The 13,595-nt window shown below is 31.5% G+C and carries 9 protein-coding genes; all 9 read right to left on the reverse strand.

Annotated elements, in window-relative coordinates:
• Positions 1-14: 14 nt before the first annotated feature.
• The gene (locus L1S49_RS18780) at positions 15-1,409 is read right to left on the reverse strand and encodes an MBOAT family O-acyltransferase (RefSeq protein ID WP_238906917.1); all 1,395 of its coding nucleotides are present in this window, start codon (positions 1,407-1,409) and stop codon (positions 15-17) included.
• Between the two features lie 674 nt (positions 1,410-2,083).
• Positions 2,084-3,331: a phosphoribosylamine--glycine ligase gene (gene purD / locus L1S49_RS18785; protein ID WP_238906918.1), complete on the reverse strand. Its 1,248-nt coding sequence runs from the start codon at positions 3,329-3,331 to the stop codon at positions 2,084-2,086.
• A gap of 16 nt (positions 3,332-3,347) precedes the next feature.
• A complete protein-coding gene (purH, locus tag L1S49_RS18790; RefSeq protein WP_238906919.1) occupies positions 3,348-4,847 on the reverse strand; it encodes a bifunctional phosphoribosylaminoimidazolecarboxamide formyltransferase/IMP cyclohydrolase in 1,500 nt (499 codons plus the stop codon).
• Between the two features lie 11 nt (positions 4,848-4,858).
• The gene (gene purN / locus L1S49_RS18795; protein ID WP_238906920.1) at positions 4,859-5,467 is read right to left on the reverse strand and encodes a phosphoribosylglycinamide formyltransferase; all 609 of its coding nucleotides are present in this window, start codon (positions 5,465-5,467) and stop codon (positions 4,859-4,861) included.
• Positions 5,455-6,456: a phosphoribosylformylglycinamidine cyclo-ligase gene (gene purM / locus L1S49_RS18800; protein WP_238906921.1), complete on the reverse strand. Its 1,002-nt coding sequence runs from the start codon at positions 6,454-6,456 to the stop codon at positions 5,455-5,457. Before purM ends, purN begins: the two co-directional genes overlap by 13 nt.
• Positions 6,457-6,463: 7 nt before the next feature.
• Entirely contained in the window at positions 6,464-7,879 is a 1,416-nt protein-coding gene (gene purF, locus L1S49_RS18805; RefSeq protein WP_073015664.1) for an amidophosphoribosyltransferase, read from the reverse strand.
• Positions 7,880-7,894: 15 nt separating this feature from the next.
• The gene (gene purC, locus L1S49_RS18810; protein ID WP_021802327.1) at positions 7,895-8,605 is read right to left on the reverse strand and encodes a phosphoribosylaminoimidazolesuccinocarboxamide synthase; all 711 of its coding nucleotides are present in this window, start codon (positions 8,603-8,605) and stop codon (positions 7,895-7,897) included.
• A gap of 21 nt (positions 8,606-8,626) precedes the next feature.
• Positions 8,627-12,376: a phosphoribosylformylglycinamidine synthase gene (locus tag L1S49_RS18815; protein WP_238906922.1), complete on the reverse strand. Its 3,750-nt coding sequence runs from the start codon at positions 12,374-12,376 to the stop codon at positions 8,627-8,629.
• A 516-nt stretch (positions 12,377-12,892) separates the two neighbouring features.
• Positions 12,893-13,084, reverse strand: a complete 192-nt coding sequence (locus L1S49_RS18820) for a hypothetical protein (RefSeq protein ID WP_238906923.1) — start codon at positions 13,082-13,084, stop codon at positions 12,893-12,895.
• Between the last annotated feature and the right edge of the window lie 511 nt (positions 13,085-13,595).

A 13,595-nucleotide genomic window follows, 5' to 3' on the forward strand; every position in this document is an offset into this window, starting at 1 on the left:
TTAAATATTCTCCTTTAAAACTGAGTATATATGAATTTTATTATTTCCGAAGATTCAGTGGTAGGTAACAAATACATTATAGAAATAAAAAATAAAATTAATAGTGTTATTGGTTTAAGAACAGTAAATATGGATTTATTTTTATAAGACTTCATTATTTTTTGTACAGGCGTTGCAAAAATAATAGCTATCATTATAGTTAAAGCAACTTCACTATTAAGGTAACTATATATAGACACATAGCTTGTAGAAGGATTTAACCCTACCATAGCTCTTATATAATATTTTATTTGTTCAAAGGATTCTGCTCTAAATAAAACCCATCCAAAACCTATTATCAACAATGTGTAAGTATGTTTAAATATAGGATGTATCCTACTACTAACTTTACCTAAAAAATTAATTCTTTCTAAAATTAATATAACCCCATAATATATCCCCCATATTATAAAATTCCATTTAGCCCCATGCCATAATCCACATAAGAAAAATACTATAAATAGGTTTCTATAAGTATTAAGTTTACCCTTTCTGTTACCACCTAAAGGAAAGTATAAATATTCTCTAAACCAAGTTGACAATGATATATGCCACCTATTCCAAAAATCTTTTATACTTTTTGCAGCATATGGATAATTAAAGTTTTCATTAATTTTAAAACCTAACATCCTTCCTATACCTATGGCCATATCAGAATATGCAGAAAAATCAAAATAAATTTGTAAAGTATATGTAATAACACCTAACCAAGCTACACTTGTCCCTAATTCACTACTATTTAAAGCAAAGATTTTATCTGCTGTAATAGCTAGTGTATTAGCTATTATTAATTTTTTAAATAGACCAAAGATAAATCTTTTAGTTCCTTCTATAAAGATTTCTGAGGAATAAACTCTTTTAGTCAATTGTGTAGACATATCTTTATATTTCATAATTGGGCCTGAAAATATTTGTGGAAAAAATGTTATATACAATGCTAGGTTTATTATATTTTTTTCAGCTTTTCCATCTCCTCTGTACACATCAATCAAATACGAAATGCACTGAAATAAATAAAATGATATTCCTATCGGTAATACTATATTTAATACCTCAATTGAATTAACTAATCCAAAAATATTAAAAACTCCATTAATATTTTCTATAAGAAAATTAATATATTTGTAAAACGACAGTATTCCTAAATTATAAAAAATCCCTACTAAAAGCATTAGGTTTTTTACTTTTATTTTTTTTGTATTTCCTATGATAAATCCAAGTAAATAATTTATTAATACTGTAATTATTATAAGAAATAAATACCTAAAGTCTGCAATTGAATAAAACACTATGCTTAAAACTAATAACCATGTGTTTTTTAATTTATTTGGCATACAATAAGTTGAAATAATTATGATTGGCAAAAACATAAAAATAAATTCAATAGACGAAAAACTCATAACAAAACCCTTTCTTTACATTTTATTAACAAACTACATTATACACATTTTTTTTACATTTAACCACATTATTAAATGTAATTTTTAACTCTATTAAACTTAAATGTTATTTTTCGTTATTAAGACTTTATATAAATTGCTTTATTTTACTTTTTATAACATTTTTCTCCTTATTTCATAGTAAGAATGTACTTTCCTATACAATAAAAAAATGAGCCCCTTAGGGCTCAAGAATAATAACTACTATTAGTTCTATATTAAAATCTTCTATCTCTTATTACATCTCTCAAATCTCTTGGCATTAATTCCTGATGAGTAAAATTAAAATTCTTTACAATCTTTTTTATAAATTCTTTTACTTTAATCATAATCCCATCTCCTTTTGAATAGTGCTCTCATATTCTTTATACTATTATCATATGGTGAAGTCAATGAATTAAAGCACCAAAATATGTGAAAGTTTTTAAGGATTTAATAAAATAACTCTTATAATTTTCTAGTTAATTGTATACATTGTCAACAAATCTCTAATATTTTTATTAATTTACTACCATGCTTTTTTGTCACCTATTTTAATCCTTTTATAAAATAAAAAAGTGCTGTGTAAATTATTACGCAACACTTTTTCAACTTAAAATGTATGTCTATATTTCCCCAATATCATTTCTATAATACATTCCCTCAAATTTAACTGATTGAATTTTATTATAAGCTTCTTTTTTTGCAAGTTCTGGTGTTTCTGCTATTCCTACTACTGATAAAACTCTTCCTCCAGATGTAACTAAACTTCCATCCTGAATTTTTCCACCAGCTACAAATACATTGTTTTTCACTTCTTCATTTATAGTTATAACTTTTTCTTTTTCATAGTCTCCTGGATAACCTTTTGAAGCTAAAACCACATTTACACAAGTTCCCTTATTCCACTTTATAGGAAAGCTTTCTAATCTATCCTCTAAAGATGCTTCTATAAGTTCTAGCAGGTCACTTTCCATTAAAGATAAAAGACTTTGAGTTTCAGGATCTCCCATTCTTACATTATATTCCAGAAGTTCAACACCTCTTTTAGTTATCATTATCCCAAAAAAGATTATTCCTCTATAATCAAATCTCTCTTCTTTGATTCCAGTTAAAGTAGGTATTAGAATATTATCATTAAAATCCTTTAATACTTCCTCAGTTACAAATGGATTTGGAGCTATAACTCCCATCCCTCCAGTGTTAGGTCCTTTTCCGCCATCAAAAATCTGCTTATGGTCCTTTGCTGAGATAAACGGAACTATGGTATTTCCATCTACTATAGATATAATTGAAGCCTCTATCCCCTCAAGAAAATCCTCAATTATTATTTTTTTGCCTGCCCCATTAAATATATCATCAACCATAAAGCTATATATAGCATCCTCAGCTTCTTTTTTAGTAAAGCATATACTTACCCCTTTACCCGCTGCAAGTCCATCAGCTTTTACTACTAAAGGATATTCTGATTGGTTTAAGTACTCTAAAGCTTTTAGATGGTCATAAAACTCTTTATAACCTGCTGTTTTAACTCCATATTTCTCCATAAACTCCTTAGAGAAGCTTTTGCTTCCTTCAAGCATAGCAGCCTTTTGTTCTGGTCCAAATATTTTAAGAGAAGCCTTTTTAAATTTATCTACTATTCCATTTATAAGTGGTTCCTCTGGTCCAACTACAGTTAAATATATGTCGTTTTCTTTAGCAAAGCTAACTAGTTCATCTATATCTGTAATATTTATGTTTTCACATTTATTTTCTAAAGCAGTTCCGCCATTACCTGGAGCTACATATATCTTCTCTACCTTTTCGTTTTTAGCAAGTTTCCAAGCTATTGCATGTTCTCTTCCACCTGCACCTATTAATAATAATTTCATAAAGCCCCTCCAAAAATTAATGTTTGAAATGTCTTATTCCAGTAAACACCATGCTTATGCCAAGCTCATTACATTTGTCTATAGAATCCTTATCTCTCATAGATCCACCTGGTTGAATTATCGCTTTAATACCATTTTTTGAAGCTTCCTCAACTATATCACTAAATGGGAAGAAGGCATCTGAAGCTAATATTGTTGCACCAGCTCCTCTTTTTAATGCATCAATAGTAGGCCAAATCCTATTTACTTGTCCTCCACCTATTCCTGTTGCTTTATAGTTATTTATTACAACAATTGCATTTGATTTAACGTATTTAACGACCTTCATACCAAATATCAATTGTTCTAGTTCCTCTTTAGATGGTTGTTTTTCAGTAACTACTTTTATTTCATCGGTTAATTTTTGGTCCTCTTCTTGAACTAAGATTCCTCCATCAACTGTTACCATAAACTTATTATCCTTAGGAGTCTTATTCATTTTAATTACTCTAAGATTCTTTTTAGTTCTTAAAACCTCTAAAGCATCCTCATCAAAGTCTGGTGCTGCTACTATTTCAAGGAATATCTTCACCATTTCTTCAGCTGTTTTTTTATCCAACTTCTTATTTAAAGCTACTATTCCACCAAAAATTGAAGTTGGATCACATTCATAAGCCTTAATATATGCATCATAAGAATCTTCACCTATAGCAACTCCACAAGGAGTGTTATGTTTAAGTGCACAGCAAGTAGTTTCTTCAAACTCTGAGGTAACCTTCCAAGCTATATCTAAATCCTTTATATTATTGTAAGATAACTCTTTACCATTTAAGATTTCAAAACCATTCATAGCTCCATCTACCATAGTTGAGCCATAATAAGCTGCACTTTGATGTGGATTTTCTCCATACCTTAAATCCTGAAGCTTTTTATAAGATACTGAAAGATACTCTGGGTATTCTTCATCTAATAAAAAGTTAGCTATAGCTCCATCATAAGCACTCATTAAATTAAATACTTTACCAGCTAAAATCTTCTTAGTTTTTAAAGATACTTCGTTAGAAGTTTCAAGCTCTTCTTTTACTTTTTCATAATCTTTTACATCACTTATAACAGTAACATCCTTAAAGTTCTTAGCTGCTGCTCTAAGCATTGTAGGCCCACCAATATCAATAAACTCAACTTTTTCATCAAATTCTAAATCTTCTTTTACCTTTTCAAAAAAAGGATATAGGTTAACAACAACCATATCTATAGTATTAATATCATGTTCAGCTATGGTTTTCATATGTTCTTCATTATCTCTTATTGCAAGTATTCCCCCATGAATCTTAGGATGAAGAGTTTTTACTCTTCCGTCTAACATCTCTGGAAAATCAGTTACTTCATTTATTTCAACTACATTAACACCATTTTCTTTTAAATATTTATAGGTACCTCCAGTTGAAATAATTTCTACATCTTTAGCTTCTAAAAATTTTGAGAAATCTAAAATACCATCTTTATTAAAAACACTAATTAATGCTCTTTTAATCATTGTTATCCTCCTTATACTAAATAGCATCTGCCATTTTCTATTTTTACTTTTCCTTCTGCAATAAGTTTTATAGCTTCTGGCAAAATCCTATGCTCTTCTATTAATATTCTCTCTTGTAGCTCCTTTGGAGTATCTTCCTCAAGCACTGGCACAACCTTTTGAAGAAGTATTTCGCCCCCATCTACTTCTTCATTTACGAAATGCACTGTACACCCTGAATATTTAACCCCTTTTTTTATAGCAGCTTCATGAACTTTTATTCCATACATTCCTCCGCCACAAAAGGAAGGAATAAGAGAAGGATGAATATTTATTATCCTATTTCTAAATTCCTTTAATATCTCTCCATCTAATATAGAAAGATATCCCGCAAGAACAATTAAATCCACTTTATCTCTTATAAGTTCTAAAATCTTATTTGAAATTTCCCTTTTATATTCTTTTCTATCAAAGCTTATTGCCTCTATTCCATTAACCCTAGCTCTTTCTAAGCCGTAAGCCTTCTCAGAGTCTGCAATAACATATTTAATTTCACAATCTAGGCTACCATCTTTAACCCCATCAATAATAGCTTGGAGATTGCTTCCCCCTCCTGAAACTAAAACTGCTATTCTAAGCAAACTCCTTCACCTCCTGCTTTAACATATCCTATCTCATATGCCTTTTCTCCTAAAGCATTTAATTCCTCAATGACCTTATTAGCATCTTCTCTATTTACACAAAGCATAAAGCCTATACCCATGTTGAAAGTGTTATACATGTTATCTTTTTGTGCGCCCTTTTCTATTAACAAGTTAAAAATATCTGGTAGTGGATATGAATCCTTTTTTATAACTGCTGTTTGATTTTCTTTAGTAAACATTCTTGGAACATTTTCTATAAATCCTCCACCAGTTATGTGAGCCATTCCTTTAATCTCATACTTATCTAATAAACTTAATATTGGTTTTACATAGATTTTTGTAGGAGTTAAAAGTGTTTTCCATATCTCTTCTCCCTTATATTTTTCAAAAATATCTGGGAAAAGTTTTCTAACTAATGAAAATCCATTTGAATGAACTCCAGAAGAAGCTAGCCCTATAAGAACATCTCCTTCATTTATATTGCTTCCATTTATTATTTTGTCCTTATCAACTATTCCAACTGCAAAACCTGCTATATCGTATTCTCCTTCTTTATAGAAGCCTGGCATTTCTGCTGTTTCTCCTCCAATAAGAGAAGCATCTGACTCAAGGCATCCATCACAAACCCCTTTTACTATTTCACTAGACACACTTGCATCTAACTTTCCGCAAGCTATATAATCTAAGAAAAACAATGGTTTTGCACCATGGCAAAGAATATCATTTACACACATAGCAACGCAGTCTATTCCAACAGTGTCATACTTTTTGCTTTTAAATGCCAGTTCAAGCTTAGTTCCCACTCCATCTGTTCCTGAAACTAATACTGGTTTTTTATAACCTTCTGGAAGTTCAACCATTCCTGCAAAACTTCCAAGTCCATTTAAAACATAACTAGATAATGTCTGCTGTGCGTATTTTTTTATTAAATCCACACTTTTGTAACCTTCTTCTATATTTACTCCTGAATCCTTATAAGTTAGCATGCTGATCCTACCTTTCCAAATAATTTTTATCTATTTCAATCGGTGTACTCACTGGGTACTTACCATTTAAACAACCTAAACAAAATCCATTAATACTGTTATTGCCTAAAGATTCTTTAAGTCCATCAAGGCTTAAATATGCTAAAGAGTCACAGCCTATGAAATCACATATTTCTTCTGTCGTCTTATTTGCCCCAATAAGTTCTTTTCTATAGGAAATATCTATTCCAAAATAGCATGGAAATTGTACAACTGGCGAAGCCACTCTAAAATGAACTTCTGTAGCCCCAGCTTTTCTTAATGACTCTATTAAATGTCTTGAAGTAGTTCCTCTAACTATGGAATCATCTATAAGAACAACCCTTTTACCTTCAACATTGCACTTTAGAGGGTTAAGCTTAACTGAAACAGCTCTTTCTCTAAGTTCTTGACTTGGTGTTATAAAAGTTCTTCCTACATATCTATTTTTAACAAAACCCATATCAAAAGGGATTCCAGATGCTTTTGAATATCCAACAGCTGCTGGTATTCCAGAGTCAGGTACTCCTATAACTACATCTGCATCTATTGGAGATTCTCTAAACAATTGTTCACCAGCTCTTACCCTTGATTGATGAACGTTTATTCCATCAATAACTGAATCAGGTCTTGCAAAATAAATGTATTCAAAAGCACATGTATGTCCTCCTGTTTTTTCAGAATAACTAATGCTCTTTACCCCATTTTCATCTATTATTACAATTTCACCTGGCTCAATATCTCTTATAAATTCAGCTCCTATAGTGTCAAAGGCACAGCTTTCTGATGTTAATACATAACCTTCATCTATTTTTCCTAAACATAAAGGTCTTATTCCATATGGATCTCTTACACCTATAAGTTTATCCTTTGTTTCAATAACCATAGCAAAAGATCCCTTTATAGCTCCAATAGCATCATAAACGGCTGCCTCTATTCCCTTATTTACTCCTCTAGCTATAAGACTTATTACTACCTCAGTGTCTATAGTTGTATGAAATACATATCCTACATCTTCAAGAAGTCCTCTAAGCATATCTACATTAACAAGATTTCCATTATGGGCTACAGCAATTGAACCTAGTTTATAACTAGAAAGTAGCGGCTGAGCATTTTCAACCTTAGTTGATCCTGTAGTTGAATATCTTACATGACCTATAGCAATGTCACCTTTTAATTTATTTATATCCTCTTCCGTAAAAGCTTCTGTTAATAATCCTAACTCTTTATGAAGCTTAATCTCTTCTCCATTTGATACCGCAATTCCAGCACTTTCTTGTCCTCTGTGTTGAAGAGCATATAGACCATAATAAGTAAGTCTAGCTACATCCACTCCCCCATTTGTGTAAACACCAAAAACACCACATTCTTCTTTGAACTTGTCAACATTTGGATCAATTAGCATAACTAAACCTCTCTCTTACTTAATATTTTTAATTCTGTTTAGAATTTCTATATAGGCGTCTTTAACATTTCCAAGATCTCTTCTGAATCTATCTTTATCAAGTTTTTCATTAGTAGTTGCATCCCAGAATCTACAAGTGTCTGGAGATATTTCATCTGCTAAGATTATTTCTCCCTTATATCTTCCAAACTCTAACTTAAAGTCTATAAGCTTTATATTAAGGTTTAGGAAAACTTCTTTTAAAACTTCATTAATCTTATCTGTAATTTCATATATTGTATCTAATTCCTCAAAACTAGCTGCCCCTATTGCTACAGCGTGATAATCATTTATAAGAGGATCTCCTAATGAATCATCTTTATAACAGATTTCAAATACTGTGGTTTTAAGTTCAGTTCCTTCTTCAAGTCCTAATCTTTTAGCCATACTTCCAGCCGCTACATTTCTAACTATTACTTCAAGTGGTACTATTTCAACTTTTTTGCAAAGCTGTTCTCTTTCGCTTAGTTTTTTTATAAAATGTGTTTCAATTCCCTTTTCATTTAATACCTCAAATAGTAATGAAGTTATTTCATTATTTAAAGCACCCTTATCTTCTATACTTCCTTTTTTCTCCCCATTAAAAGCTGTGGCATCATCCTTATAATAAACTATGATTTCATCTTCTTTTTCTGTAGAAAATATCTGTTTTGCTTTTCCTTCATACATCATTTCTAATTTTTCCATTATAATTCTACTCCTCCACTACTATTTAAAGTAATTTACTCCACCTTCAAATATTTTTTGATCAAAGTTTCCACTTACATTTTTATATAAATTTTCTCCTATTCTTTCTGAATGAGCCATTTTACCTAATATCCTTCCGTTTGGTGAGGTTATTCCCTCTATTCCAACTACCGCTCCGTTAGGATTGAATGGCATATTAAGAGATACCTTTCCTTCATTATCAACATATTGAGTAGCTATTTGACCATTTTTAATTAATTCTTCTAAAACCTCTTCTGATGCTACAAATCTTCCTTCCCCATGAGATATTGGAACTGTGTGAATATCTCCTAAGTTTACCTCTGAGAACCATGGTGATATTTTAGAAGTAATTTTAGTTTTTACTAATGAGTTCATATGTCTTCCGATATTGTTATAAGTTAATGTAGGCATATAATCTTGCATATCCCTTATTTCCCCATATGGAAGTAAACCTAACTTAACTAGAGCTTGGAAGCCATTGCATATTCCTAAAATCAATCCATCTCTATTATTTAAAAGATCCATAACAGCATCTTTAATTCTTTCATTTCTAAATACTGTAGCTATAAATTTACCTGAACCATCTGGTTCATCAGCCGCTGAAAATCCACCAGGTATCATGATTATTTGTGAGTTTCTTATTTCTTTCTCTAAAGTATTTATTGAATCAATAAGCATATCCTTATTTAAGTTTCTAAATAAAACTTGTTTTGATTCTCCACCAGCTTTATTAAAGGCTCTTTCACAATCATCTTCACAGTTATTTCCTGGGAATACAGGTATAACTACCTTTGGTTTAGCTATTTTTATAACTGGAGTTTTTATTTCTTTAATTATAGAAGGAACAGCTTTTACTTCCTCATTAACTTTAGAAGTTTCACTTTTAAATACGCCTTCAAATTTATCTTTCCATACCTTAACTAACTCATCTAAAGAAAGTTTTTCTCCATCTACATCTATAACTCTTTCTTCTATTGTTTCCCCAATTACCTTAAAGTTAGTTCCTTTAAAGATTTCCTCTATATTTACATCTTCCTTAACTTCAAGTAATAAACTTGCTGGGCTTATATTAAATAACTCTTCATCTGAAAGATTACAAACCTTAGCCCCTATTCCGTTTCCTAAAGCCATTTTTACTAAAGCTTCTGAAACGCCACCAAACTTAATGCTAAAGGAAGATATAACTTTTTTAACTTTAATTAATTCAACTACTTTATCCATATTAGCTTTAAACTCTTCAAAATTTAACATCTCTTCATCATCTCTTGAGGTTTTAACTAAAACTAATTTAGAATTAATATTTTTAAATTCTGGTGATATTATATTGTCTGCTTTTTCTAAAGCTACTGCAAAAGATACTAATGTTGGAGGTACATCTAAATCCCCAAAACTTCCTGACATTGAATCTTTTCCCCCAATAGCAGCTAATCCTAATTCTTTTTGCACCTTAAATGCTCCAAGTAAAGCTCCAAAAGGTTTGCCCCATCTTTCCTTTTTAGTTCCTAGTCTTTCAAAATACTCTTGGAAGGTTAAATAAGTTTTCTTATAATCTCCTCCCATAGAAACCATCTTAGTAAGTGACTCTATTACTGAATAAAATCCCATATGATATGGACTCCATACCCCAATCTCTGGATTAAATCCAAAAGTCATAAGTGTAGCATCCTTAGAAGTTCCATCCTCTGTAGGAACCTTAGCTGCCATTCCTTCTGCTGGAGTTAATTGACTTTCCCCACCAAAAGGCATTAAAACTGTGTTAGCTCCTATTGTAGAATCAAATCTATCAACCAATCCTTTTTGAGAAGCCACATTCAAGCTCTCCAAAACCTTTAGGAAGTTTTCTCTCTTACTTCCTTTAACCTCTTTATTAAATACAGAAGCCTTATCCTTTGGAAGATCTACCTTAACATCAGTATAAGCTTTAGCCCCATTAGTATCTAAAAATTCTCTCTTTAAATCTACTATTAGATTCTCTCTCCAGAACATTCTTACTCTTTTTTTATCTGTAACCTCGGCAACTATTGTTGCTTCTATGTTTTCTTCCTGTGCATACCTTATAAAAGTTTCTGCATCCTCTTTTTCAACAACTACTGCCATTCTTTCTTGTGACTCTGATATTGCAAGTTCTGTTCCATCTAAACCGTCATACTTTTTAGGAACTCTATCTAAATTTATATCTAAGCCTTCACTTAACTCTCCTATAGCAACTGCAACCCCACCAGCTCCAAAGTCGTTACATCTTTTAATTAGGTTTGCAACTTCTTTTTTTCTAAATAGTCTTTGAAGTTTTCTTTCTGTTGGTGCATTACCTTTTTGAACCTCTGCACCACAAACTTCAATAGATTCTTCAGTATGTTCTTTAGAAGAACCTGTAGCTCCACCTATTCCATCTCTTCCGGTTCTTCCACCCAATAGTATTACTATATCCCCTGGATTTGGTCTTTCTCTTCTAACATTTTCAAATGGAGTAGCTGCTATAACCGCACCAATTTCCATCCTCTTAGCTTTGTAGTTGTTATGGTATATTTCAGCTACTTGACCTGTAGCTAAACCTATTTGGTTACCATAAGAACTGTACCCATGAGCTGCACCTAAAGTTATAGTTCTTTGAGGAAGTTTTCCCTTTAAAGTGTCTTTGATATTTTCAGTAGGATCACCTGCTCCTGTTACTCTCATAGCTTGATAAACGTAACTTCTGCCTGAAAGTGGATCTCTTATAGCACCACCAAGGCATGTAGCTGCACCACCAAAAGGTTCTATCTCCGTTGGGTGGTTATGTGTTTCATTTTTAAACATTATTAAGTAATCAAAAATGCCCTTATATGTTTCAACCTTAGCTTTAATTGAGCAAGCATTTATTTCTTCTGACTCATCTAAATCCTTCAATAAACCTTTTTTTCTAAGCTCCTTAGTTGCTAAAACAGCTATGTCCATTAAACATATATCTCTTTCTGAATCTCCATAAACATATTCTCTTGATTTTCTATATTCCTCGAAACTATTTATTAATGCTTTATTATAAGTTCCTTCTTCAATTTCTATATTATTAATTGTGGTCAAAAACGTAGTATGCCTACAGTGATCAGACCAATAGGTATCTATAACCTTTATTTCTGTAATATATGGATTTCTGTTTTCTTCTTTAAAATACTCTTGGATGAGTAAAAGATCCTCTAGGCTCATAGCTAGGGAAAGTTCTTTATGAAATGCTTCAATTCCTTCTTTAGTTAATGCTATAAATCCCTCAAGGATTTTAACATCTTCTGGAATTGAATTTACTGTGAAAAGCTCACTTGAATTTATTTCAACTTCTCTTGAATCAACTGGATTTATATAATAAGATTTTATCTTTTCTTTATCTTCTTCTGATAGTTCACCTTTTATAATAATTACCTTTGCAGACTTTACTTTAATCTTCTCTCCCGCTGTTAATATTTCATAACATTCTTCTGCAGATGCCGCTCTTTGATCATATTGTCCTGGAAGATATTCTACACAAAATCCCCATTCATCACTTTTTAAGTTAATTTTCTCTAAAGAAACTTTATCTACCATTGGTTCGGAAAATATTGAGTTTATAGCTTTTTCTTCAAACTTTTCTTGTAAATCACCAACTGTGTATTTGTTTATAACTCTTACTGATTTTATTCCTTCAATTAATAGATTACTGGTAAAGTCTTCATATAAGCCTTTTCCCTCAACTTCAAAGCCAGATTTTTTTTCCACAAATATAGTTTTTATCTTTGACATGATAAACCCCCAATTGTATTTTTACAGTAATATGAAGCATGAAATTTATCCAACAGACTTTGAAAAATCAAAGTAAAATTGGATTTAAATTTATATCACATGTACTGCTAACTTAGACCTTATTTCAACCTAAGATTACCATTGAGCTTCAAAAAAGTCAACTAAATATGCCAAAAATCATTTTTCTTTCGTTATGTGACGTATTTTAATTATATATTCAATTGTAATAATTCGTATTGTAAGCGCTTTTACTCAATCTTATTAAATTCCTATTTCCATTTAAAAATTTTTCTCAACTTCTGATGTTCTGATGTTCTGATGTTCTGTTTTTCTAAACTTCTAAATTTCTGCACTTCTATTCTGTAGAGCCTTCTCCTCAAGGCTCATTAAATTCCTTTTAACTTGTGCACTTCTATCCTGTAGAAGGCGTTCCCCAGCCTTCATTAGATTCCTTTTAACTTCTATTCTGTAGAAGCTCTTCTTCTCAAGAGCTTCATTAAATTCCTTTTAACTTTATTAATAAAGGATTAGATTGACGCTGAGGAAGAGAAGGAATTTGATGAAGTTCTTCGAACTTCTACAGATCAGCAGTGCGTGTCTACCGATTAGCAGTGCACCTCTGCCCTGTAGAGCCTTCTCCTCAAGGCTCATTAAATTCCTTTTAACTTCTGCACTCCTGCCCTGTAGAAGGCGTTCCCCAGCCTTCATTAGATTCCTTTTAGCTTCTTCCCTGTAGGAGCTTCCTCTCAAGCTCCATCAAATTCCTTTTAACTTCTATCAATAAAAGATTAGACTGATGCTGAAAGAAGCGTCTACCACATCAAAGTTCGTCTTGACCCCTATCTTGGGCCTCATCTTGGGCCCTTGTACCTAGTCTCTTATATAATAAAGTGTTTAGCCTGTTGTTTTGCCTAATCTTTAGCCTATTTAACTAATTACTTATTTAAATGTAAATGTAAATAAAAAAGTCGCCAAGGCGATTATGAGCCGTCGACTTTTTTTGCGCATCTGCCTTTCCAAACGCATGTGAGGAAAAACTGGCAGGCGCTCAATTTTCTTGTTTTTTTATTCTTTAGGAGTATTTCATGTCTAATAAATGAATTTAACGCAACCACTCCTACGTCGGATTGCTACAGCAATAATGTGTATAATTTCCTCGTATTATAAAACCATAGAAATAAATACGAATATTTATTTCTATGTTGAAAACTCTAACTAG

This window comes from Clostridium sp. YIM B02506, from assembly GCF_022324845.1.
GTDB classification, from domain to species: Bacteria; Bacillota; Clostridia; order Clostridiales; family Clostridiaceae; genus Clostridium_T; species Clostridium_T intestinale.

What these genes read in the sequence shown, in the direction of transcription:
- purF (WP_073015664.1), bottom strand. Translation starts at nt 7,879, where the DNA reads ATGCTAATTGATCCAAATGTTGACAAGTTCAAAGAAGAATGTGGTGTT.
- L1S49_RS18820 (WP_238906923.1), bottom strand. Translation starts at nt 13,084, where the DNA reads ATGAAGGCTGGGGAACGCCTTCTACAGGGCAGGAGTGCAGAAGTTAAA.
- L1S49_RS18815 (WP_238906922.1), bottom strand. Translation starts at nt 12,376, where the DNA reads ATGTCAAAGATAAAAACTATATTTGTGGAAAAAAAATCTGGCTTTGAA.
- purH (WP_238906919.1), bottom strand. Translation starts at nt 4,847, where the DNA reads ATGATTAAAAGAGCATTAATTAGTGTTTTTAATAAAGATGGTATTTTA.
- purC (WP_021802327.1), bottom strand. Translation starts at nt 8,605, where the DNA reads ATGGAAAAATTAGAAATGATGTATGAAGGAAAAGCAAAACAGATATTT.
- purM (WP_238906921.1), bottom strand. Translation starts at nt 6,456, where the DNA reads ATGCTAACTTATAAGGATTCAGGAGTAAATATAGAAGAAGGTTACAAA.
- L1S49_RS18780 (WP_238906917.1), bottom strand. Translation starts at nt 1,409, where the DNA reads ATGTTTTTGCCAATCATAATTATTTCAACTTATTGTATGCCAAATAAA.
- purD (WP_238906918.1), bottom strand. Translation starts at nt 3,331, where the DNA reads ATGAAATTATTATTAATAGGTGCAGGTGGAAGAGAACATGCAATAGCT.